Origin of the sequence: Chitinophaga deserti (assembly GCF_003149455.1) — a bacterium.
Classification (GTDB): Bacteria; Bacteroidota; Bacteroidia; order Chitinophagales; family Chitinophagaceae; genus Chitinophaga; species Chitinophaga deserti.
In genome coordinates, this window is the sequence record NZ_QFFK01000001.1 from 783,843 (window position 1) to 808,550 (window position 24,708).

The 24,708-nt window shown below is 45.9% G+C and carries 23 protein-coding genes; 21 read left to right on the top strand and 2 right to left on the bottom strand.

All coding sequences use genetic code 11. From position 1 onward, the window contains the following. Window positions 1-352: 352 nt before the first annotated feature. The 6 genes from DEV76_RS03075 to DEV76_RS03100 all read left to right on the top strand — a co-directional run bounded on the left by DEV76_RS03075 (window position 353) and on the right by DEV76_RS03100 (window position 6,318). Complete coding sequence (locus DEV76_RS03075) at window positions 353-913, top strand: flavin reductase family protein (protein WP_109694946.1); 561 nt, start codon at window positions 353-355, stop codon at window positions 911-913. Window positions 914-921: 8 nt separating this feature from the next. Further along, entirely contained in the window at window positions 922-2,502 is a 1,581-nt protein-coding gene (locus DEV76_RS03080) for a Na+/H+ antiporter (RefSeq protein WP_109694948.1), read from the top strand. Window positions 2,503-2,659: 157 nt separating this feature from the next. Continuing rightward, the gene (locus DEV76_RS03085; protein ID WP_109694950.1) at window positions 2,660-4,423 is read left to right on the top strand and encodes an AraC family transcriptional regulator; all 1,764 of its coding nucleotides are present in this window, start codon (window positions 2,660-2,662) and stop codon (window positions 4,421-4,423) included. A 58-nt stretch (window positions 4,424-4,481) separates the two neighbouring features. Next, entirely contained in the window at window positions 4,482-5,006 is a 525-nt protein-coding gene (locus tag DEV76_RS03090) for a hypothetical protein (protein ID WP_109694952.1), read from the top strand. A 23-nt stretch (window positions 5,007-5,029) separates the two neighbouring features. After that, the gene (locus DEV76_RS03095) at window positions 5,030-5,542 is read left to right on the top strand and encodes a YdeI/OmpD-associated family protein (protein WP_109694954.1); all 513 of its coding nucleotides are present in this window, start codon (window positions 5,030-5,032) and stop codon (window positions 5,540-5,542) included. Between the two features lie 50 nt (window positions 5,543-5,592). After that, complete coding sequence (locus DEV76_RS03100; RefSeq protein WP_109694955.1) at window positions 5,593-6,318, top strand: hypothetical protein; 726 nt, start codon at window positions 5,593-5,595, stop codon at window positions 6,316-6,318. On the opposite strand, the gene idi is transcribed toward DEV76_RS03100, so the two are convergent. After that, complete coding sequence (gene idi, locus DEV76_RS03105) at window positions 6,293-6,823, bottom strand: isopentenyl-diphosphate Delta-isomerase (RefSeq protein WP_109694957.1); 531 nt, start codon at window positions 6,821-6,823, stop codon at window positions 6,293-6,295. The two genes, DEV76_RS03100 and idi, sit on opposite strands and share 26 nt — an antisense overlap. A 329-nt stretch (window positions 6,824-7,152) precedes the next feature. Beyond that, window positions 7,153-7,653, bottom strand: coding sequence for an RNA polymerase sigma factor (locus DEV76_RS03115; protein WP_109694960.1), 501 nt, complete (start codon window positions 7,651-7,653; stop codon window positions 7,153-7,155). 474 nt (window positions 7,654-8,127) lie between these two features. On the opposite strand from DEV76_RS03115, the gene DEV76_RS03120 reads away from it, so the two are divergent. The 15 genes from DEV76_RS03120 to DEV76_RS03190 all read left to right on the top strand — a co-directional run bounded on the left by DEV76_RS03120 (window position 8,128) and on the right by DEV76_RS03190 (window position 24,694). Next, window positions 8,128-9,420, top strand: a complete 1,293-nt coding sequence (locus DEV76_RS03120; protein WP_109694962.1) for a nucleotide sugar dehydrogenase — start codon at window positions 8,128-8,130, stop codon at window positions 9,418-9,420. A gap of 15 nt (window positions 9,421-9,435) precedes the next feature. Then, window positions 9,436-12,087 (top strand): SLBB domain-containing protein, encoded by a 2,652-nt coding sequence (locus tag DEV76_RS03125; protein ID WP_157962692.1) that lies wholly within the window; start codon window positions 9,436-9,438, stop codon window positions 12,085-12,087. A gap of 28 nt (window positions 12,088-12,115) precedes the next feature. Then, window positions 12,116-13,189: a lipopolysaccharide biosynthesis protein gene (locus tag DEV76_RS03130; RefSeq protein ID WP_109694967.1), complete on the top strand. Its 1,074-nt coding sequence runs from the start codon at window positions 12,116-12,118 to the stop codon at window positions 13,187-13,189. A gap of 112 nt (window positions 13,190-13,301) precedes the next feature. Further along, a complete protein-coding gene (locus DEV76_RS03135; RefSeq protein ID WP_109694969.1) occupies window positions 13,302-14,450 on the top strand; it encodes a LegC family aminotransferase in 1,149 nt (382 codons plus the stop codon). 26 nt (window positions 14,451-14,476) lie between these two features. After that, window positions 14,477-15,112 (top strand): acetyltransferase, encoded by a 636-nt coding sequence (locus DEV76_RS03140; RefSeq protein ID WP_109694971.1) that lies wholly within the window; start codon window positions 14,477-14,479, stop codon window positions 15,110-15,112. Between the two features lie 3 nt (window positions 15,113-15,115). After that, window positions 15,116-16,123, top strand: coding sequence for an N-acetylneuraminate synthase (neuB, locus tag DEV76_RS03145; RefSeq protein WP_109694973.1), 1,008 nt, complete (start codon window positions 15,116-15,118; stop codon window positions 16,121-16,123). Continuing rightward, the gene (neuC, locus tag DEV76_RS03150; protein ID WP_109694975.1) at window positions 16,120-17,295 is read left to right on the top strand and encodes a UDP-N-acetylglucosamine 2-epimerase; all 1,176 of its coding nucleotides are present in this window, start codon (window positions 16,120-16,122) and stop codon (window positions 17,293-17,295) included. Before neuB ends, neuC begins: the two co-directional genes overlap by 4 nt. Beyond that, entirely contained in the window at window positions 17,292-18,179 is an 888-nt protein-coding gene (locus DEV76_RS03155; protein WP_109694976.1) for a formyltransferase family protein, read from the top strand. The genes neuC and DEV76_RS03155 overlap by 4 nt, the downstream gene beginning before the upstream one ends. Then, window positions 18,176-18,850: a PIG-L deacetylase family protein gene (locus DEV76_RS03160; protein WP_109694978.1), complete on the top strand. Its 675-nt coding sequence runs from the start codon at window positions 18,176-18,178 to the stop codon at window positions 18,848-18,850. The genes DEV76_RS03155 and DEV76_RS03160 overlap by 4 nt, the downstream gene beginning before the upstream one ends. Continuing rightward, the gene (locus tag DEV76_RS03165) at window positions 18,847-19,893 is read left to right on the top strand and encodes a nucleotidyltransferase family protein (RefSeq protein ID WP_109694981.1); all 1,047 of its coding nucleotides are present in this window, start codon (window positions 18,847-18,849) and stop codon (window positions 19,891-19,893) included. The genes DEV76_RS03160 and DEV76_RS03165 overlap by 4 nt, the downstream gene beginning before the upstream one ends. 14 nt (window positions 19,894-19,907) lie before the next feature. Continuing rightward, window positions 19,908-20,630 carry an acylneuraminate cytidylyltransferase family protein gene (locus DEV76_RS03170; protein ID WP_109694983.1) on the top strand — a complete coding sequence of 241 codons (723 nt, stop codon included), beginning with the start codon at window positions 19,908-19,910 and terminating at the stop codon, window positions 20,628-20,630. Beyond that, window positions 20,627-21,562 (top strand): Gfo/Idh/MocA family protein, encoded by a 936-nt coding sequence (locus tag DEV76_RS03175; RefSeq protein WP_109694985.1) that lies wholly within the window; start codon window positions 20,627-20,629, stop codon window positions 21,560-21,562. The genes DEV76_RS03170 and DEV76_RS03175 overlap by 4 nt, the downstream gene beginning before the upstream one ends. After that, entirely contained in the window at window positions 21,543-22,283 is a 741-nt protein-coding gene (locus tag DEV76_RS03180) for an oxidoreductase (protein WP_109694987.1), read from the top strand. The genes DEV76_RS03175 and DEV76_RS03180 overlap by 20 nt, the downstream gene beginning before the upstream one ends. Before the next feature lie 21 nt (window positions 22,284-22,304). Continuing rightward, window positions 22,305-22,883 carry an acyltransferase gene (locus DEV76_RS03185; RefSeq protein WP_109694989.1) on the top strand — a complete coding sequence of 193 codons (579 nt, stop codon included), beginning with the start codon at window positions 22,305-22,307 and terminating at the stop codon, window positions 22,881-22,883. Beyond that, complete coding sequence (locus DEV76_RS03190) at window positions 22,880-24,694, top strand: hypothetical protein (RefSeq protein ID WP_109694991.1); 1,815 nt, start codon at window positions 22,880-22,882, stop codon at window positions 24,692-24,694. The genes DEV76_RS03185 and DEV76_RS03190 overlap by 4 nt, the downstream gene beginning before the upstream one ends. Window positions 24,695-24,708 lie beyond the last annotated feature (14 nt).

Sequence of the window (24,708 nt, forward strand, 5' to 3'; positions counted from 1 at the left end):
GATTTCGAGTTTGGTTTACGTAATAGCCGGTTCCCATAACTTTCGATTTAGTAATGGAATTTATTTAACCTGACAGAATGAGTTTACAATCTTCCCAATACGTTTCTGGTAATAGAATGGCGGCGGGTTAGGCATGAAATTTCATGCGTTTCCAGTAACGGTGGAATAATTATCGTTCAAATGATATTGGTATATGTTAAAAGTACATGATCTTTTATATAAATCCAAACACTGCAACAAATTCTTCTCCCCGAATTGTAAAAGATAATGCGGAGCTGACACGATTACCCTGCGATCCGCAAACTTACTTGCGGCCGGTACGTTTTATTAACAAACATCAACCCTTTCCATCATGAAACGTGTGTACAGAAAAACCGAAATGGATCTGGCAGGGATCAGGCGGCTGCTGGAACCGGGACCTATAGTTCTCGTCAGCTCCCACTGGCAAAACCACCATAATATCAGCACCATGGGATGGCACTGCGTCATGGAGTTTACGCCCTCCCTCATTGGCTGTATGATCACTTCCGCCAATCACAGTTACAACATGATAGAAAAAAGCGGGGAATGCGTGATCAATATCCCTACAGCTGATATGCTCGACACTATAGTAGGTATCGGCAATACTTCCGGGAAGCGGGTCAACAAATTTAAGAAGTACGGGCTCACTCCCGGAGAAGCACAAACGGTATCCGCCCCGGTCATAGAAGAATGTTACGCTCATTTTGAATGCCGGGTGGCCGACAGGCGTATGCTCGCGAAGTATAATTTCTTTATCTTGGAAGTAACACATGCACGCTGTGCTTTATGGCCCCGGTTTCCGAAAACGGTTCATTACCGGGGAGAGGGCATATTCATGGAATCAGGACGCAACATCGCCCGTCCGGAGAAATTCAGGCCGCAAAATCTATAATTAACTACATGGAGCATCAGTTTTTCGTTTTCATTATTCTCCTGATCTGTATTCAGCTGCTGGTAATGCTGTCCCGCAAGATACGTGTAGCCTACCCCATCGTGCTGCTGCTGGGCGGCCTGGCCCTTTGCGCCGTTCCCGGCATGCCTGCCGTGGCCATCAATCCCGAATACATCTTCCTCATCTTCCTCCCCCCATTATTATATGAAGCGGCCTGGTACACCTCCTGGAAAGACCTCTGGCGCTGGCGCCGTATCATCGGCTCGTTCGCTTTCATTATGGTGATCGTCACCTCGCTCATAGTGGCATACGTCAGCAGTTCGCTCATCCCCGGCTTCTCCCTGGCGCTTGGCTTCCTCCTTGGCGGCATCGTATCGCCGCCGGATGCGGTGAGTGCCACATCTGTACTGAAGCATGTGAAAGTACCCAAGCGCCTCTCTGCCATAATTGAAGGGGAAAGCCTGCTGAACGACGCATCCAGTCTTATTGTATTCCGGTTTGCCCTGATAGCCGTGGAAACCGGGAGGTTCGTGTTCCAGGATGCAGCCATCAATTTTGTAGTGGTTATTGTAATGGGCACGGCAATAGGCATTGGGGTAGCCGTAATATATTATTTCCTTCACCGCAAGCTGCCCACTTCGGCCAATATGGATACCGTGCTTACGCTAACGGCACCGTATGTGATGTATATCACGGCCGAGATGTTCGAATATTCAGGCGTACTGGCAGTAGTAAGTGGCGGGCTGTTCCTCTCGTACCGCAGCCATCAGTTCCTCAATGCCACCAGCAGGCTGCGCGGCTCCACCGTTTGGAGCACACTCGCCTTTGTGCTGAACGGCCTCGTTTTCCTGCTGATAGGGCTCGAGATGCCGGTGATAGTCCGCGAGCTGGGGAGTGTTTCCCTGCCCAGTGCCATTGGGTATGGCGTGCTCATCACGGTGCTGCTCATTATTACCCGGCTGGCCTGTACTTATTTCGCATCCGCCTTTACCGTATTTATCAGCCGATTTATTACTACTGCCGATCCCAGTCCGGGATGGAAAGGCCCGCTTATTTTTGGATGGGCAGGCATGCGTGGGGTGGTATCGCTGGCAGCGGCATTATCTATCCCCCTTCACTTTCCACAACGCAATCTTATACTGTTCATCACCTTCACGGTGATATTACTGACATTGGTGGTGCAGGGGCTAACGCTTCCCTGGCTGGTCAAAAAACTGGATATGGAAGATGCCGACCATCCGGAGCCTGTGGAAGACCAGGATCACCAGGTGCGTAAAACCCTGGCATCGCTCAGCATACGTTACCTCGATGAAACGTATCCCTCGGGGCTTGCTGCTAATGTTCCGCTGCAGCAGCTGCGGGCACGGTATGCTGCGGAAGAGGCGGCAGATGGCAATGTGACCGACGGCGACCATATACTTTACCGCAAAGCAGCATTGGAATTGCTGGAGCTGCAACGGAAGCATCTGCACGATCTCAACGAAGCATCGTATAGTACCGACGAAGGGGTTATCCGTAAATACCTGGGGCTTATAGACCTGGAGGAAGAAAAGCTCCGGCTCAAATCAACCATTTCGGAAGCGGAGTAGACAAAGACATGTGCATATCTTGTCCGTAAAAAGGACCACCCCCTATTCCCCCCAACAGGTGCCGGGTGCATCTATATTTATAATCAACCGAAATTATTCACCTGCCACATCCCTGCGATTAATATGCGACCAGATTCCCCTTCATCGCCAAACGACTATGATGAGAACCCCGGGTAGCCCGCTGGCCGGTAGGTATGCCGGTATCCTTTCCAAGGAGAACCTCCATATGCTCTTATGGCTGGAACGTAGTGGTATGTGTACGCGGGAAGAAGCGCTGGCAGGGAGTAATCAACCTTTCGACCTGGCATTAAGCGGGTTGGCGCACCTGGAAAAGATCCGGCTGTTGAAGGAAACCGCAGGCCTGCTTCGTATAACTGCCGACGGCAGCGACCTCCTCACTTCCCTTGGCCTTGGCACCAAAAGCCTTCAGGCATACATACCGCCCAATGCACTCCCCCCACAAGAGCAACGATGGCTGGAAGCTATGGTAATACAATACCGCGCCCATTACCACGCCGCTTACCTCCATACCCTGCAATGCATGAAATTCTGGAGCTGGATACGCCCTGCCGGTCCACGGCAAACCAGACGCAGGCGGAAGCCTGTCCGTCACCTGGTATCACTCCTGCTGCACGACCTTCTTTTTCATCCCCTGCCTCCTTCATTTCATCCGGGCTACGTTACGCTAAACGAAGACCCTTCCTTTATACGGATGTATGAATCTGTGCGCGACACAGATCCAGCACCAAGGCATTCTGTAGCGGAGTTCCTTCGGCTGAAAGACCTCTTCTTCCGCCACGAACGCTATAGTATGATGTACCTCCTGGAGGCCCGCCATTACGGTGCACCCCACTTCCGGCTTAACATGCGGAACATTTACCGCTACTTTCTGCTGGAAACCAGTCCGCACCGCCAGGCCGCACCAGTTCCTGAGGCACCTCCCAACGGAGCCAGGAGGCTTCCCGTCCTTTCTACGGACGCCGCACTGGACTTACGCCAGATTCCTCAGGAATACTGGCCGCTGCAGATTCCCTGTGCTTCAAAGCATTTCTTCCGTGATGAAGCGCACGACCGTATCAGTCAGATCATCCACGCCCCGCCATTTACCATCCGCATCCACGATATTATCACCCACGAACCCATGATGCTGCTCCCGGCCAGTCTCCCGGAGCCATGTTGTTCCATTGAGGTGCAGCAATCTATTAAGCCAGCAGAAGCCGTGGAGAAAAATGCCTCATTCTCCTGCGGCACCAGGCAGGATATACATGGAGCAGAAACTATCAGCGAGCTGCCAGCGGATGTATACCACTGTACTTTCAGGGCAGAGTTGCGGCCGGAAGATCTCATCAGGCTTTCCGCCTCCTGGCCCCAGCTGACCACCCTTGCGGGTAAAGCTGCCTGCTGGCTCCATGGCTCCCAGCCGGCAGTTCCTCTCCGTCCAAATGAGCTGGTGAATCTGTTACTGACCCAGGTCATCCATTGCAGCTATATCGGGGATACCGCCCAATGCTTTCTCCGCCGCGTTTGTCTCGATCTGATGCTTGCCGCTGCCACGCAAAGCAGAATGGCCGGCAGTAAAAGGTATGTACGTCTTAGCCGGAGCGACAAATCAGCCCTCCATGATATATTTACTAAAGCACGCCAGGATGTGGGGCTGCTTTCCGATACGCTGGAACTAACCGAGCAATACCACATCAGCCGGCATAAATTCCAGAATGGCTTCCTGCAGGAATTCGGCATTTCACCCAAAGATTACCACCAGATGCTGGTGATGTACCATGCCTTTCACCTGCTGCACCGCAATAGAAAATCTATGCTCATAACCGCCATCCGCTGCGGATTCGAAACCCCATCGGAACTTCGCAGCGCCATTATCCGACACTTCGGACACGATCCCTGCCATCTCACACAAATGCAATAATGATTTTGGATTTTGATTAACAGTTGATCGGTTAATATTGCAACATTAATCCCTCAATATGATCAAAGCCATACTATACCTGACAATGATCTGCTTCATTACTTCCTGCAGCAGCGGGCCCCATACCTTCGATTCCTCCAAACCACTCGAAGGCCTGCCCATTGGGAAAAAGAAGAAAAAGAACAGGGTCTATCCCACTTATGCCTTCTCCAGCGCCATTAAGCGGTACACCAAAGAAAAAGGGCATTTCCCTTTCGATCTAACCTCCTTCGAATTTCATAGTGATTATACCCGGACCGGTATGCAAAGCATGCGGGAAGCCGGCTTCCATTACCTGTACATCTCATATCAATACCTCGATTCCATGGTCATCGATTTCGCGCATTCCCCCGTGTATGCCCCGAAGATCAATAATGAACATACCATCAGCGTAGACCTTACCGGCCAAATCACCTTTACAAAAAAAGATTCCAGCATTGTGGAATACCGCAGGTTCGACCGGAAAGTAAAAGGTGGCCGGATCAATTATCAATATCAGCGCGATACTGCAGGTGATTACCGCAGGCAGCGTTATGGATACTGAACAGAATTGTCGAAATTTGGCACATGACCCGATTCACCGCCATCCTGAAGAAATTTGCCGATGCAGGCGACAAAACCGGCTGGACCTACCTTGAAATACCTGCGGCAGTTGCGGAAAAGATCAGGCCGGGAATGAAGCAGTCGTTCCGGGTAAAAGGCCTGCTGGACCAGCATCCTATTTCGCAAACATCTTTACTTCCCGCCGGCGAAGGAGCTTTTATACTGCCCGTAAACGCCGTTATGCGTAAAGGGATCGGGAAAAAGCAGGGGGCTTCCGTACAGCTGCAACTGGAAGTAGACCTCAAGCCATTCGAAATGAACGGGGATTTTATAGAATGCCTCGCAGATCTGCCCGGTGCACAGGAATTCTTCGAATCACTGGCACCCAGTCACCGGCGCTATTTCTCCAAATGGATAGATGATGCTAAAACCGAAGAAACGAAGGCACGCCGTATAGCCGCATCGCTCAATGCTCTGGAGCGGCATATGGGGTATGGAGAAATGATACGGTCGCTCAAGGCAGACCGGGAAAAATAGTCTTATATCTTTTAACTTTTCGTTAGAAACGGCTGAGATATCTTCAGGGTATGATGCGTACCCTGTTCCTGTTCATTGTTTGCATTTGGCTCCTGGCACCGGCCGCCTCCCGGGCACAGCAGGTACAGGGCACCGTATACGGCCTCGATTCCTTACCACTTTCCGGCACCACCGTTGCCAACATCCGCAACAAAATGGCTACACTCACAGATGCCCTGGGCCGCTTCACTATTTCCGCAGAACAGGGCGATACCCTGATCATTCAGGCCATGGGGCACCTGCTCTGGACCTCCACTGCGGCAAGTCTTCCCCAGCGCATTTACCTACGGCCCAGAATAGAACAGCTGGCGGGTGTGGAAGTAAAACAGCGGAAGCGGCAACTGGACTCGTTGGCAGACAGGGAGAATTTCAGGGCGGGGTTCGACTTCAGGCGGCCACATTTCAGAGAAGTGGTTATGATCTCCCCTGTGGGTATAGGGGTGAATATCCATAAATTGTACAAAGCGCTATCCTTTTCCTCCAATCGTTCCAAAAGCACATTCCGCCGAAGGCTCATAGAGCATGAGCGGGCACAATTCGTAAATGAGCGTTACAATGCGGAGCTGGTGGTCCGGCAAACGGGGCTTTCGGCCGACAGCCTGATCATGTTCATGAACAGGTACCGCCCGACATATGAATTTGTGCTCAATGCCAGTGATTATGATTTTATCAGTTACATCAGGGAATGCTGCACCATGTTCCGCCGCGGCATCAGTCTGCCGGCTTCCCCTCAATAAAAGCTGCGATCTGCGGGAAGGCGATATGGAACCAGTGGGTATACTGCTGTGGGGCGGTGGCGAGTTGGGAACGTATATCGTTGAGGGATAGATAACGGTAGGCCTGTACTTCACCGGCATCGGGGTGTACCGGGCCATTGTATCTGCCCAGTAATACGTGATCAAACTCATTTTCGGTGAGTCCGTTATCGAGTTCTGCGCGGTAGGTAAAGCTAAAAACTTCTTCCAGCGGGCAATCGAAGCCCATTTCCTCAGCCAGGCGGCGGTGTGCGGCCACTGAGGTATCTTCTCCCGGCAGCTGGTGACTGCAGCAGGTATTGGTCCATAGTCCGCCGGAATGATATTTACCGGCAGCGCGCTGTTGCAGCAGCATCTGTCCTTCATCGTTTATTACGAATACGGAGAATGCGCGATGGAGGAGACCCTTTTGGTGAGCTTCCAGTTTTTCCATGGTGCCAACTGGTTCGTCTTTTTCATTGACGAGGATGACGGGGGGCAATGTCATGCTTATCGGAGATGATTTGGCTATAAAAATAGGGCAAGTTCCCGGCATTTTGACATCATTCTCCCATGAAAGCATGCAAAATATGATCCGGCTGCGGCCTACCGGCAGCGGAAGTACGATCAGGCATGCGAAAGCAGGTACCGGAAGGGCGGGTTATCTGGAAAGCAGGCCTGGCAGTGTACAGACAGGGCATGGCAATCCTGATACCGTATTTCGGGCAGGTGCAATCAGAGGTAATGTAGGGATTTGGTTCAGATGGGTGATATCCGGGGCTCAGTCGGATATATGTTTTTGCAGATGGAAAGTAGAAATCAGACGATAAGTAATGATTAATAGCGGGCTACCTGGGCTTTCAACATTTTACGGGCGAAATGGATACGGCTTTTGATGGTTCCTAAGGGTTCTTCCAGAATTTCAGCAATCTCGAAATACTTAAATCCGTCGAGGTACAAAATGAAGGGTTTCTTGAAAATGACGGGCAGGTGGTGAACGGATGATTGGATGTCCTTGATCCTCAGGCCGCTTTCCGCCTGGTTGCCGATGATAACCTGCTGGGTGTTGAGTAAAAAATCGTTTGTCGAGTTATCGAAGCAAACGTGTTGTTTAGATTTCCTTCTGTAATTGTTAATAAAAATGTTACGCATGATGGTGTAGAGCCACGCGCGTATGTTGGTGCCTGCCAGGTATTTCTCCTGGTTTGAAAGCGCCCTGAACATGGTTTCCTGATAAAGATCTTTGGCGGATTCGGCGTCCTTGGTCAACGTTATGGCGAAGGGCTTTAGGAAGTCAGCGTTGCTGAGCAATAGGGTGTTAAATTCAGCGGATGACATATTGTTTAATTTTTGTTAGACTAATTTAAACAAAATAACACGTTACTCCAAACAATTTCCTGGATTTTTTTTCGTTATCGGCACAGAAAAGCAGGCATTAACAATTTCATAATCAGCATTATGCAAAATATGGGACGTATTTCTTCACACGATTATATTGGCTAACGGGGTAAATAACTGTTTAAAAGGAGGAGGGTAATATTAAGAATGAATATAAAAATATAGGAATATAACACAAAAAGTCCACGCTTCGACTGTAGTATATACGCAGAAGATTGGCAGAAGGTTTGTAGTTTTGCAAAAATATTTTCCAATAATTGAACCATTTTCCTTTATTGACCGTATTGCCCCAAAAACAACTCCGCCCCGCCTGATTTAAATTTGCGGAGCCGAAAGACAGTGGTTATAAATGCGGATACTGTTATTACTAATTACCAATGACTTATCTTGCCTGCGAATAAAATGAATCCGCGAATGGATCCGAACTACCATATAGCTATTATCGGCCTGGGTTATGTTGGCCTTCCGCTGGCGATCGAATTCGCCAGGCACTATCCCGTGCTTGGTTTCGACATCGACCCGGACAGGATCGCAGAGCTTTCCCGTGCTGAGGATCATACCCGCGAAGCCAGTTTACCCGACCTCCGTACTGCCCTTTCTGATGCCACGGAATCCGCCAACTTGCGGGGTCTTCGGTTTTCCGGTAACCCGGCAGATCTTGCAGGCTGTAATGTATATATTGTAACAGTACCCACCCCCATAGATGCGTATAAATCACCCGACCTCGGCCCCCTCAGCGCTGCATCCGCCATGTTGGGCAAAGTGCTCAAAAAGGGCGATTACGTGATTTATGAATCCACCGTTTACCCCGGCTGCACGGAAGAAGTATGCGTCCCCATCCTGGAAGAGCACTCCGGCCTGCGCTTTAATATTGATTTCTTTTGCGGGTATTCCCCGGAAAGGATCAACCCGGGCGACAAAATCAATACTCTCACCCGTATTATCAAAGTTACTTCCGGTTCCACCCCGGAAGCTGCGGCTGCCATAGATGCCCTTTATCGTACCATTATTACTGCAGGTACCCATCCCGCCCCCAGCATCAAGGTGGCAGAAGCCGCCAAAGCTATTGAAAATGCCCAGCGGGATGTAAACATCAGCTTCGTCAATGAGCTGGCCCTGATCTTTGACCGGATCGGGATCGACACGCATGATGTGCTGGAAGCTGCCGGCACTAAGTGGAACTTCCTCAAATTCAGGCCTGGCCTCGTTGGCGGGCACTGCATTGGGGTAGACCCGTATTACCTGGCGCATAAAGCCCAGTTACTGGGGTATCACCCGCAGGTGATCCTTTCCGGGAGACGGGTAAACGACAATATGGGGATGTTCGTGGCCAATAAGGTGGTGAAACTGATGATCCGGAAAGGGATGAAGGTGAATGGGGCCAGGGCGCTTATATTAGGAGTTACGTTTAAAGAGAACTGTCCGGATATCAGGAACTCACGGGTGGGAGACATTTACAGGGAGCTGCTGCAATTCGGGATGGAGGTCGATGTGTTTGATCCGCATGCCAGCCACAATGATGTCTTCCAGGAATTTGATATTCAGCTAAAGTCAGCCCCAACCGGGCAATACGACGCGATAATCCTCGCCGTGGCCCACTTTAACTTTCTTGAACTTGACTACTCTGCCCTGCGAAACGGCAGCGATACGGTAGTATTTGATACTAAATCAGTACTTGACAGGAGCCTGGTTGATGCTCGGTTATAGCAGCCTCTATTCCCATTGCCAGAATTAGCGGTGAAGATAAACCGGGGGAATTGTAATTTCGCCCGGGAAGCGCTGGCAAGCAAGAGCATTGTTTATCAATCCCGTAACATTTATATGTTATTTTTAATAAATTTGCCGATCAATTTCTGTAAACCCCCTATTGGCAAGGAGTTTGCAAAGGATTCGCAAAATTTCGAGAAGTTTTTATCTGAAAATTACATGAAGAAAATTCTTATAATTCATTTCCTGCTCCTCACCGGACTCTGCTCCTCATTTGGACAAGTGATTGATCCTGCGCAAATTCAGCAGATGAAAGTCGACGATCTGACGGATGAACAGGTTCGCCAGGTGGTAGTAGAAATGAAGAAAAACAATATAGGTCTCCATCAGTTGAATGCATTTGCACAGCAAAAGGGCATCCCGCAATCTGAAGTGTCGAAACTGAGATCCCGAATCCGGAACCTCAATCTCGATAAGGAGTTTTCTTCTGCCCCACAAACAGAATCGGAAGAAACAAGCCGTGGGATAGATATGGTAAAAATGACGAATGACGAAGGCGGAAAAGTGGAAGCGGTAGGCTCAAAAACCATCATCTTTGGTTCTGACTTGTTTACAAACAAAAACCTGACTTTCGAGCCTAACCTCAGAATGCCAACTCCAACTAACTACAGACTTGCCGCCGGAGATGAAGTGATGATTGATGTTTATGGCTATTCCGAAGTACAGCACTCACTAAAAGTAAGTCCTGAAGGCTATGTCCGTATACCAAACATCGGTCCGGTATACGTAAACGGACTAACTATGGAAGAGGCTAAAACCAGAATAACCAAGCAATTGGGTACGATATATAGCGGTATCAGATCTGGAAATACTTTTGTACAGGTAACATTAGGTTCCATTCGCAGTATACAAGTCCTGCTTATTGGTGAAGTTGCAAGGCCCGGGACTTACACATTACCTTCTCTTGCCTCTATTGCCAATGCATTATATGTTTCCGGCGGTCCCAATAGCAATGGTTCATTCCGTGCAATACAGGTTATCCGGAACGGTAACATAACCGCAACTTTTGATCTTTACGATTTCATTACCAAAGGCGATCTTACTAATAATATCATTTTGCAGGATCAGGATATTATTAAAATAAACCCTTACAAAACCAGAGTAACGCTGGAAGGCCAGGTAAAACGTCCTGCAATATTTGAAGTTAAAGAAGGGGAAACACTGGAAACCGTCCTGGGTTATGCCGGTGGATATACCGAACTGGCCTACCGTGATGTAATTCGCGCATCCAGAATAGCCAGTAAAGAAAGAGAGATTATTACTGTTTCTAAATCTGAGATCGGAGGATTTGCATTACATCCAGGTGACCGCTTCTTTGTAGATGCTATACTGGATCGCTTTTCCAATCGTGTTAGTATCACCGGTGCAGTATTCCACCCGGGCGATTACGCTCTTGAAAAAAGCATGACAATCCTCGACCTGATTAAGAAAGCAGACGGCTTGATGGAAATCGCGTCTACATCCCGTGGTATTATCCGCAGAATGAAAGAAGATTATACACCTTCCATAATTAATTTCAACGTAGAAGATGTTATACAGGATAAGCAGAAAATTTTCCTGCAAAGAGAAGATAGTGTTGTAATATTTTCAAAATTACAGTTACAGGAGAAATTCAAGGTTAAAATCGATGGACTGGTAAATAATGCCGGTTATTACGATTTTATGGACAGCATGAAGCTGGAAGATCTCGTACTGATCGCTGGGGGATTACGTGAAGCGGCTTCACTGAAACGCGTTGAGATCTCCCGGCGTATACGCGGTCGTGATTATATGCCAGCCGATTCTCAGAAAGCTATCGTACAACAATTCGAGATCCGCAATGACCTTAGATCCAGTCCGGAAGCTTCTGAATTCATGCTTCAGCCTTTTGATGAAATCATTATCCGGAAATCACCAACTTACATCGAACAGGCCAGTGTGACGATTGATGGTGAAGTGGTTTATCCGGGCGGATATGTACTTAACAGCCGGAGTCAACGAATTTCGGATCTTTTGAGCCGTGCAGGCGGTTTAAAACCTGAATCTTATCCGGAAGGAGCAGTATTGTTAAGAAAAACTTTCACTAATTCTTCTGACAGTGCGCTGCTAAGTTACAAGCTTAGCGTTTTTAGCAGCAAACAAGGGGACACCAGTTCTCTCAGCCAGCTTGAAAATGCCATACTGAGGAAAGAACAACTCCTGAATATAGATCTTCAGGCAATTATAAAAAATCCAGGTTCCAAATACGACCTCTTCCTGGAAGAGGGAGATGTAATCAAAGTGCCTAAAAAACTACAGACAGTCCAGATTTTTGGAGAGATTTACTTCCCGAAAAAAGTCCGTTATGTGAAAAACATGGGCTTCCGGGAATATATCCGAAATGCTGGTGGCTACACTGCCAGCGCTTTAAAAAGGAGAAGCTATGTAATTTATCCTAATGGTGAAGTAAAAAGCACCAAAAAAGCGTTCTTTTTCAACACATATCCGAAAGTTCGCCCCGGTTCAGAAATCTATGTGCCTTCCAGAAAAGATAAACGGGGAATAAACACAGGCGAAGCTATTGGCCTCACAGCCGGTATTGCCTCAATCGCCCTTGTTCTCGTAACGATTCTGGACAAAATCAAATAGTCGACTATTGCAGTAAAAGTAATTTTTCATGGATCCTGAAAACAAAATGACTAAACAAAACGATGAAATATCGTTAAAAGATGTAATCCTGAAGTCTCAGGACTGGCTGCAATATTTTTGGAAACGGAAATTCATACTTATTCTCGCTGGTATCCTCGGTGGCGGAATTGGTTTTCTCCTGGCCAGCCTGCAAAAGCCAAACTATCCGGCGGAGCTGACTTTTGTACTTGAAGACACAAAAGGTTCTACATTAAGCAGTTATGCTGGCCTGGCCAGTCAATTCGGTATTGACCTCGGCTCTAATAGCAGCAGCGGGGTGTTTTCCGGAGATAATATTCTTCGGTTTCTGCAATCCAGACTGATGGTGGAAAAAACACTGCTTTCTTCTATAAACATTAATGGAAAAACTGTTACACTGGCTGATTATTACATTGAATTCAATGAGCTAAGGGATGGCTGGCAAGGGAAACCTGCTCTGAAAGACCTCCATTTTATTCCCGGTGTACCCAGGTCAAAATTTTCGCTACAACAGGATAGTATCCTGCAGATTCTGTATAATTCCATTTCCAAGGCACATCTTGAGGTGTCCAAGCCGGATAAGAAACTGAGCTTTATTTCCGTGAAATGCACTACAAAAGATGAATTGTTTTCCAAAACTTTCACCGAACGACTGGTAAAAGAAGCGACAAACTTTTATATCGAAACAAAAACGCAAAAAAGTAAGTCGATCGTCGATAACCTGCAGATGAAAGCTGACAGTTTACTCACTTTACTCAATAAGAAAACTTTTTCCGTTGCGACTGCGCAGGATATGAACATGAATCCGGCCCGGAGTATTACGAATGTCAGTACAGAAATGTACGCCAGAGACAAGCTTGTACTGCAGACTATGTATGCTGAAGTTGTAAAGAATCTGGAGTTAAGTAAGATGTCAATGGCTCAGGAACGTCCTATCATGCAAATCGTGGATTCACCAATTTTACCATTGAAAAAGGAAAAGTTTGGTCGTCTTAAAGGAATTATCGCCGGTGGGTTTATTGCAGGCCTGCTTATGCTGGCCTGGATAATCATTCGCCGGTTATACAGGGAAATCATGGGATAATGTAACAACATTCAAGCCCTGCATTTAGTAAATATTTGCTTTTGTACCCCGAAAGCAATTTGTTTTTTTAACAGAACCCAATCTAAAAATCCGAAAAACCGCACCAATAGCAATGGAACTTCAAAAAGTAGAATCATTCATCAGAAGCGCCTTTAATAACCAGGAAGGATTTATTCCCTTGCATGAACCCCGCTTTTTAGGCAATGAAAAGCGATACCTGATGGAGACAATTGACACTACGTTTGTATCATCTACTGGCCCCTTTGTCAATAAGTTTGAAGAAATAATGGCTGCGTTCACCGGCGCCCGCTATGCAGTTGCCATTGTAAATGGAACCGCCGCCCTTCACCTGGCACTGGTTCTGGCCGGAGTAGAACATGGTGATGAAGTGATTACTCAGCCACTTACATTTGTGGCTACTGCCAATGCAATAACACATGCCGGTGGAAAGCCCGTGTTTGTTGATGTAGACCGGGATACTATGGGCATGTCTCCTATTGCATTGCAAAATTTCCTTGATGCTAATGCGGAAATCCGGGGTGATGGTCACAGTTATAATAAAACTACTGGTAAACGGATTGCAGCCTGCCTCCCCATGCATACTTTCGGATTCCCCCTCCGGATCAATGAAATAGCAGATATCTGCACAAAATATAATATTCCGTTGGTGGAAGATGCAGCGGAATCACTTGGCAGCACCGTGGATGGCCGGCATACAGGTACTATCGGACTGCTTGGAACTTTCAGCTTTAATGGTAATAAAACTGTTACCTGTGGCGGTGGCGGTGCCATAGTAACGAATGACGAAGTGCTTGGTAAAAAAGCGAAGCATATTTCTACAACCGCGAAAGTCCCGCATGCCTGGGAGTACATGCATGATTTTGTAGGTTACAACTATAGGATGCCCAATTTGAATGCAGCTCTGGCAGTAGCCCAATTAGAGCAATTGCCATCATTTCTGGAAAATAAACGTCAGCTTGCTGCCATGTATTCTTCCTTCTTCCGCGATTCAGACATTCTGTTCGTAGATGAACCGAGTAACAGTGTAGCCAATTTCTGGCTAAACACACTCATTTTACCTAACGCAAATGCTAAAAATGAGTTTCTCCGACATATGAATGAGAAAGGTATTATGTGCCGGCCTATTTGGCAGCTCATGAACAGGCTTCCCATGTATGCCCAATGCCAGACTGGCGATCTCACAAATGCAGCCTGGCTGGAAGAAAGAGTAGTGAATATTCCCAGCAGTGTAAGAGTTTAAGTATTTTTAAATAGAACATTGCCTCAATGAAACGTAAGTTAATACTGGTTGGTGGTGGTGGACATGCCAAATCCTGCATTGCAACGATAGAAAATAGCGATGAATGGGAATTGCATGGCATACTTGATCAATCATCCAGAATAGGTACCGCTATTCTGGGATATCCCGTGATTGGTAGTGATAGCGATATTGCCACACTGGCGAAGGAGGACTACTGGTTCTTGATTGCTGTTGGTCAGATTAACGACCCCGCAGTCCGTATTAAATGTTATAATCAGTTGTGTAATGTAAATGCACGGATCGCCACTGTAATTTCAAACTTTGCACAAATGTCCAGGTTTGCAGAAATTGGACAGGGGACAATCGTTCTTCACGGAGCCAAGATCAATGCGGATGCAAAAACCGGTGTTAATTGCATAATAAATACAAATGCCAATATTGAGCATGATGCACAGATTGGAGATCACGTACACATTTCAACCGGTGCCATCATAAACGGAGGTTGCAGGATTGGAAATGGTGTTTTCATTGGTAGCGGTGCCGTGATTGTACAAGGTGTAACGATTCCGGATAACACCGTTATCGGCGCCGGTACGGTTATTTATAAAAACGTCCAGGAGAAGGGTGTATATGCCCCCGCTCCGTTTATCAGAATAAAATAAACTATGAGAAAAACCATCATCATCGCAGAAGCAGGTGTCAACCACAACGGAGATCTGGAAAAAGCGAAACAGCTGATCGATGCGGCGGCGGCAGCAAAAGTGGAATACGTAAAATTTCAGACATTTAAGGCAAGTAAACTTGTTACGAAACAAGCTTCCAAAGCAGAATACCAAATCAAAGCAGAGGCTGGTGAAAGTAATTCGCAATTGGAAATGCTCCGGAAACTGGAGCTGGATGAATCTGCTCATCACGAATTAATTGCTTACTGCAAATCGAAAAATATTGAGTTTCTGTCAACCCCATTCGATCTTGACAGCATCGAACTGTTAGTTTCGCTCGGTATCACTTTAGGCAAGATTCCCTCCGGCGAGATCACAAATCTCCCTTACCTCCGTGCTATGGCGCGCGCCTTTCCTCAGCTGATACTTTCTACCGGAATGGCTACGCTTGATGAAATCGGGGAAGCAGTAAGTGCCCTGATTGAAGCAGGTGCAAAAAAAGAAAACTTAACTATCCTGCATTGCAATACAGAATATCCGACCCCTATGAAGGATGTAAATCTGTTAGCTATGTTACAAATCCGCGAACGTTTCGGTGTTGCGACAGGATACTCTGATCATACCCTCGGTACTGAAATCCCCATTGCAGCAGTTGCATTAGGAGCCACAGTTATCGAAAAACATTTCACTCTCGACAGAAATTTACCAGGCCCCGACCATAAAGCTTCACTGGAACCTGTTGAACTGGCTTATATGAGTTCCTGCATCAGGAATATTGAAGCCGCACTCGGCCAGGCAGACAAAAAACCCTCGCCATCAGAAATTAAGAATATGGCGGCAGCCCGCAAGAGTATTGTAGCCGCCCGCAATATTAAAAAAGGGGAAAAATTTGATGCAAATAATCTTACCGTTAAACGTCCCGGAACGGGTATCAGCCCCATGAAGTGGGACGAAGTCGTAGGTAAAACTGCAGTAATGGATTTTGAAGCAGACGAAATCATTCAGTTATGAGCGTAAGGAAAATCTGCGTCATTACCGGCACACGTGCCGAATATGGGCTTCTTTACTGGACCATGAAAGCGTTGGAAAAAGCACCTGAAATTGAACTCCAGGTGCTGGCTACTGGTATGCATCTATCACCGGAATTCGGCATGACCTACCGTCAAATCGAACAGGACGGATTCCGTATTAATAAGAAAGTGGAGATGCTGGTTTCTGCAGACACCCCAGCAGGTATAGCTAAAAGCATGGGACTTGGAATGATTGGATATGCTGATGCTTTAGCAGAGCTCCAGCCCGACATAGTGCTCGTTCTGGGTGACCGCTTCGAGATCTTTTCGGCCGCAAGCGCAGCAATGATCCACCGAATCCCAATAGCACACTGTCATGGAGGCGAAGCTACAGAGGGTTTGATCGACGAACCTATCCGCCATAGCATCACCAAAATGTCACATATACACTTTACAGCTACTGATATATTCCGTAATCGGGTCATACAGCTGGGAGAGCAACCAGAGCACGTATATAATGTTGGCGGACTTGGAATTGAAAACATCAATAAGTTATCTCTTCTGAATAAAAAGGCTTTTGAAGAAAGTATTGATTTTCAACTGGGGAAAAAGAATCTGCTGATAACCTTCCATCCAGTGACTTTTGAAAAATCTTCTGCGGAAATTCAATTCAAATCGCTCCTACAGGCACTTGATGAACGGGAAGACACAAATCTTATTTTCACAAAAGCCAATGCAGACACCGACGGCCGAATCATCAACCAGTTGATTGACGAATTCGTACTGGCGAATAAACATAAAGCCATAGCCTTTACCTCACTGGGGCAGCTACGATACCTTTCTTCTCTTCAGCATGTAGACGCAGTGGTAGGCAATTCTTCCAGCGGGCTTGTGGAAGTACCTTCGTTTAAAATTCCTACGATCAATATCGGGGACCGACAACGGGGGCGCCCAACGGCAGAAAGTGTTATCTCTTGCGGTCCTGACTATTCTTCTATTAAACTGGCATTGGAGATGGCATATTCAGAAAACTTCCGTAAAAAATTACCAGACATTCATAACCCGTATGGAACCGGCAACTCGTCAGACAGAATTGTAGAAGTCCTGCGCAATGTGAAAATAGAAGATCTGATAAAGAAAAAATTTTACGACTTGCAATTCAACATACAATGAGAATAGTTTTCATCGGAACTGTCGAATTTTCTTTTAATACTCTGCAACATCTGATAAATGGAGGTGCTGAAGTTGTGGGGGTATGCACACGCGCGGCATCAGATTTTAATGCAGATTATCGCGATCTGACTCCATTGTGTGAACAACATGGTATTCCTTATAAACATGTCCGGGATATTAACCATCCTAATAATGTGCAATTTATTCGTGAATTGAAGCCGGATGTAATTTATTGCTTTGGGTGGTCCAGTTTGTTAAAGGAAGACATTCTGAGAATTGCTCCACTTGGAGTAATCGGGTTCCATCCTGCAGCTTTACCTTATAACAAAGGCAGACATCCACTAATCTGGGCACTCGTACTTGGGCTGCAGCAGACGGCTTCAACCTTCTTTTTTATGGATGAAGGTGCTGATACCGGTGACATATTGTCCCAGGAACCAATTTCTATCAGTTCTGAAGATACAGCTGGCACACTGTATGAGAAAATGACAGAAATTGCCCTTAGACAAATTGCTGAATTCACTATATCACTGGCGAACAATACATACAAACGTATTCAGCAACCAACTAATACAGGCAACAGCTGGAGAAAGAGAGGTATTGCTGACGGGAAGATAGATTTTAGATTGCATAGCTCTACAATCTGCAATCTTGTAAGGGCATTGACAACCCCATATGTTGGAGCACATATCGATACGCCAAATGGAGAGGTAAAAGTGTGGAAAGCGTCAGAGGAGCAGGTGGATCAAAACAATATTGAACCAGGTAAGGTCATTGGCCTGGATGGTGAAAAAATTCAAGTTAAAACGGCAAATAGCTCCGTATGGTTGATCCGGCATTCGTTTGGAACAGCGGACATGCCTAAAATAGGAGATTATCTATGAGTAAAGTTATTGTTATAGCTGCGCACCCTGATGATGAAGTACTTGGTGTCGGTGGCACCATGATGAAGCATGTCGCACAGGGAGATGAAGTTTATTGGCTAATTGTAACCGGACTTCATGAGGAACATGGCTTTTCCCGGGAAAGAATAGCCAGTCGAAACGCGGAAATTGAAATTGTTGCTAAAGAATTGGGTATCAAGTCTACTTATAAGCTGGATTATCCTACAATGTCATTAACTTCAGGCAGTCTGCAAACGCTTATCCCGGAAATATCTGCCATTTTTTCGAATGTGGAGCCGGATACAATTTATTGCCTGAATCGGTCAGATGCTCACTCGGATCACCGTGTGATTTTCGACGCTGTAATGGCTTGTACAAAATCATTCAGATATCCTTTTATAAAAAAAGTGTTAATGTATGAGTGTATTTCCGAAACCGAGTTCGCCCCTGCACTTTTTGAGAAGGTTTTTATTCCAAACTACTTTGTAGATATCTCCTCCTACATTGACAAAAAACTGGAATTAATGAAAGTGTATGAATCAGAGATCGGTGATCATCCATTTCCAAGAAGCCTGGACAATATCCGGGCACTTGCTCATTTCAGGGGAGCCAGTGTGGGCGTTCATTATGCGGAAGCCTTTCAATTGATAAAATTTATAGATAAAGGATGAAAAAGTTTACCAACCACCTGATACTTGAACACGAACTGGTGCGCGGCGCCCTGGAGAAACTAAACGTACTGGGAATAGATGCCATCCTTTTCGTGACGGACAAATCAGGCAAACTACTGGGATCCTTGACAGACGGAGACGTGCGACGCGGTTTCCTGAAGGGGCTGTCATTCGAAACACCTATCATAGATTTTGTTCAAAAATCGCCGGTGTTCATTCGCCAGGATAAATATACCGTGGGTGAGATTGAGTCTTACAAAAAACGTAATCTCAAGATCATTCCTATTCTCAACGAAGAAGATGTTATAGTTGATATACTCAATCTTCGTATCAAATCTAATATTCTTCCCGTAGAAGCTGTGATTATGGCCGGAGGGAAAGGCCAGAGGCTTCTGCCATTAACGGAGAAATGCCCCAAGCCTCTGCTAAAAGTAGGAGACCGTCCAATTATTGAACATAATGTAGATCGTCTTGCCAATTTTGGGATCTCCAAAATTGTTATTTCCATCAATTATTTAGGCGAACAAATCAAGGAATATTTTGGCGACGGAACCGAAAAAGATATCATTATACAATATATCGAGGAAACCGAACCTCTGGGAACTTTCGGGGCCCTTGGATTGTATGATGATTTTCAACAGGAGCATATCCTGCTGATGAATTCCGATATCCTGACCAACATTGATTTTGCTGATTTTTATAAGTCCTTTTTAGAATCCGGAGCACAATTGCTTGTCGCAAGCGTCCCATACACAGTGAAGGTGCCATATGCCGTATTGGAAATTGAGCAGGGCGCTGTCACTTCTTTCGTGGAAAAGCCAACGTACAACTATTACTCCAATGGAGGCATTTATCTGTTCCATAAGTCGCTTCTGAACGGGCTGGCGAAAGGGCAGCCATTCAATGCTACTGATTTTATGGACAAGTTGATCAGCGAGAATCTTAAAGTAGCTCATTATCCTATCCTTGGATACTGGCTGGACATAGGCAAACACGAAGATTATCGTAAAGCACAGGAAGATATTTTACACATCACTCTTTAATTTGATAGACTGATATGTCCGTTTTAATTACGATTTGCGCCCGGGGAGGATCCAAAGGAATCCCTGGGAAAAACATCCGCCCGCTTGGAGGAAAGCCTCTAATCTCTTATTCTATTGAAATCGCACAGCGATTTGCATCACTAAATAATGGTACTGTAGGTTTATCTACAGACGCTCCTGACATACGCTCAGTAGCAGCTTCCTTTGGACTTGAAACTGAATACATCCGCCCAGAAGCATTATCCGGGGATACTGTGGGAAAAATCGATACTATTCGCGATATCCTTTTGTTTGAAGAATCACGTAAAGGCAGCAAATTCGATTACATTCTCGACCTGGATGTAACTTCCCCGCTTCGGACAATTGAGGACCTTACCAGTGCCTTCGAATTAATCCGACAGGATGCCGGGGCAGTTAATATTTTCTCGGTAAATAAAGCTGGACGAAACCCATACTTCAATATGGTGGAACGAAATCCAGAAGGTTACTATAGTATCGTCAAAAAACTGAACTCGCCCACTCTCTCGCGTCAAAGTGCACCTGCTGTATATGAAATGAACGCATCATTTTACTTTTACCGCCGCGATTTTTTTGAGCAGTCATACACTTCACCGGTAACGGACCTCTCTCTGATTTATGAAATGCCACATGTTTGCTTCGACCTGGATCATCCTGTGGATTTTGATTTCATGGAGTTCCTTTTCGTTAATCACAAACTTGGATTTGAATTAACATGACGGTACTCATCATTGGTCTCGGCTCGATCGCAAAAAAACATATTGCCGCACTGAAATCACTTCGGCCGGAAAGCAGCATTTTGATTCTCAGATCCGGTCGAAACCAGGATGAGGCCGAGAAATTGGGGAAGCTCACAGGATGGGATGAATGGGAGAAAAAACCTGATTTTGCCATAATTTCCAATCCGACCAACCAGCATGTACAAACACTTCAACAGCTCGCCGATCGTGGAATCCCGGTTATGGTGGAAAAACCGCTATCCAACTCCCTCGAGGGCCTTAGCGATATTACTGCCCGTTACAGACATTCCGGGCTGATGAATTACGTTGCGTGTAATATGCGCTTTCTGCCAGTAATCCGCTTTTTGAAAAACTGGCTCCTCACCAGTGAATATCGCATCAATGAAGTAAATGTATATTGCGGGTCATATCTTCCGGAATGGAGACCAGGCCAGGATTTTCGTACTGTTTACAGTTCACGGCCAGAACTGGGTGGCGGGGTCCACCTTGATTTATTCCACGAATTCGATTATACCTGCTGGCTTTTCGGTATTCCGGATGAGGTTAAAAGCTTACTTGGCAACAAATCCAGCCTTCAAATCAGCGCACCCGACTATGCCAATTACCAGCTCATTTACCCCGGTTTCGTGGCCCAAATGACGCTCAATTACTATCGTCGGGACCCGAAAAGAACGATCGAAATCGTTATGGAATCGGGTACCTTTACCGTTGATCTGCTCAATAACCGGCTTACAGACAACACCGGAAATGTGATCTACAGTAACGATGAATTCAGAATCATCCATACATATACGGAGCAACTGTCTTATTTCATTGGCATGCTCGAAGGGCGTAATCCGCCTATGAATACTCTTGACGAATCTTTACAAATACTTCAAATCACGCTTCATCATGGGAAAGCTAACGGATAAGATTATATTAGTAACTGGAGGAAGCGGCCTGCTTGGTAAATCGATCATCAGACATTTAGTGCCTGAAGGGGCACAGATTATTAATGCGGACCTTTCTCCAAGCGGTATAGGGGACGTCGTGGAAATGTCCTGTGACATCACCAGTCCGGATGCTGTAAGCGCATTGGTTGATGAAATAATTAAAACGTATGGGCGAATCGACGGGCTGATTAATAACGCTTATCCCCGCACCAAAGATTGGGGAGTTAAATTTGAAGAGATCCCTTTTGCATCCTGGCAAAAAAATATAGACCTCCAGCTTAACAGCTATTTTATGATGTCGCAAAAAGTACTTCACCATATGAAATCTGCTGGCAACGGCAGCATAATAAATATGTCATCAATATATGGTGTAGTCGGCCCCGACTTTTCAGTTTATGAAAATACCCCAATGACCATGCCGGCCGCTTACTCTGCCATCAAAGGAGCGTTGGTGAACTTTACACGCTACCTGGCATCTTATTATGGTCCATATAACATCCGGGTAAACTGCTTATCTCCGGGTGGGGTTTTTGATAATCAACCCGAATCTTTCGTTGCCAATTACGAACGCAAGGTCCCTTTGAGAAGGATGGCACAGCCAGATGACATTGCACCAGGAGCGGTATTCCTGCTGTCCGATGATGCTCGCTACATTACCGGCCAGAACCTGATCATCGACGGAGGATGGACTTGTATTTGATTCTACTTAAAAACATTCTTTATGTTAAAGGAATTTTTACGCAGAAGAAAATTTTGGAAGGCCGCCGACCGGCTTGGTCCCGACATTCCATTAACGCATTGGAAGCTCTATTTCCCAACAGCTATGCGAAAAATCTGCAAGCAGAAATTCTATCATTTTGCAACTACCGCTGAGGTCAGGCCAGGTAGCTATATTGTAGGTTGTTCACAGATTTCACTTGGGGAACGAGTAGTAATCCGGCCTGCGTCTCACCTGCATGCAGCCTCCCCTGACGGAGGCCTCAATATCATCGTCGAAGACGATGTGCTCATCGGCAGCGGAGTTCATATATATGTAGGTAATCACGCTTTCGGCGATCCTGATATCCCTATCATTGACCAGGGACATAGCGCCGCAAAACCGGTCCGAATCAGAAAAGGCGCCTGGATAGGCGCTAATGTGATTTTGCTTCCCGGGGTGGAAATCGGCGAAAACAGTGTAATCGCTGCCGGCGCAGTAGTCACTAAGTCGGTTCCAGCCCGCGTTGTTGCCGGGGGAACACCAGCTAAAGTATTAAAAGAAATTATTAAATATTCGCATACACCAATCGCAGGTAAATGATATCTCCTGAATACATCCGACTGCCCAAACTAATATATAACAATATTTATATTGTCGATGACAGAAATGCCTGGTCTTCGGTTTCCGCTGCTGCTGACCCCGCTAAAGACCTTGTACTGTGTACCGATTTTGGGCTGAAAAATCAGCTGGAAGCTGAAGGATATACCACTGAATTCATAGACCACCTGGTCAATAATCGCATTCTGGATCCTCTCAATTTTGAAATGCATAATTTCCTAAATGCCTGGTTCCTTGACAAAGACGGAAAAGATCTATTACATTATAATGGATATAGCCTCGGAGATTCCCTGCTGCTCTTTGTTATCAATGAAGTCACTTATACCTGCCATTTTTTAATCAACATCCTTGCAATTCCTTCCCTGCAATATAAAAATTGCATAATTGCAACCGAAAACCCGACTATACTATCCTGTCTTGATTTTGCTAAAATCAGGTATAAGAAAGAAAATACTACGAAAGGCTCCCAGGCTGTATACTTCTTCCCCATAATTAAATGGATCCAGGAGAAAACGCAGCGTACTTCTTTATCTTATAAACTAAAGAATGCCATTGCAAATGGTTTTGACTACTTCTTTTCTGCAAGAGACCGGGTTATGCCCGCCAAAAAGCACTATATCTATATTCAGGCATACCATCCTACCTTCGGGATTCTGGACAAGCTAAGATTAAATAATGACATCCAGTTAATCCTAGCGAATTACAGTGGCTTAAAGAAATTAACAGGCGAAAGAAGAGTTCATTACACTGTATATTCAAAAAACCGGAAATTGGCAGAATCCATGATGGATGAATTCCGGAAAACCCGTAATCGTGTTTGGGAATTCGACGGGCATAAGATCAGTGACCTGATATATAGCCGGATAGAAACTATCATACAACATCATCTGGAAGAGGCGCTCAATAAAGCAGACAGTATCGAAAATCACTTCCGGCATGCCAGACTCGACCTGATGGTACCAATTACCAATCTCTGGATCGAAAACAGGCTACTTATGTATTATTGTAAAAAACATAAAATCCCTGTCTTCATGATCATCAATGGCCTGCTAAATGTTTCATATTTACTGGACGCCAAAGACAGCGATTTCGTCAATTGTTACAGTGATTCGATCAGGCAGCATTATTTCAACAATTCTCCTGCCGCCTTTCCCCTGGGAGATCCACGTATGGATAAATATGCCCGGAGTCCGAAAAAATCCATCAACCGAGAAAATCCCACGATTATCATTGGCTCTGCCGGATATAGTCCTATCGACCTAAATTCTTTCCTTGCCCATGAATTCACTTACTTATACGATGTCCTCACTGCTATCAGGGCGATGGTTTCGGAAGGTAGAAATGCAAAGGTTGTATTGAAAGTTAGAGCAAATGGGTACGTGCACCTATACCAGCAACTTATTCATGAGTATTTCAGCGATATTAAAGTTGATATCGAACAGGATGCAAGCTTTTTTGATGTGATTCAGCGTGCAGACTTGTACCTATCTATCTGGTCTCAGACCATATTTGAAGCGGCAAGCATCGGCATTCCAACAATTTATTACAGTAACAACACTCACGAGATTCATCCTCCATTTGACGGCAAGAGCGAATTGGTGAGCGCATTTACCCTGGAAGAACTAACGGAAAAAATGCGCGCTTTTTATACAGGCAGCTCTATTTTTGACAGGTTCCTGGAGAAATCCACGCAGGAAAAATACATTGGCGAGCTATCGGGAAATAATACAAACAATAATCTTCGGATGATTTACGACATCTTAGAGGGAAAGCAACCGGTGGTCCGGTTGTAGGATAGGTTTAAAAA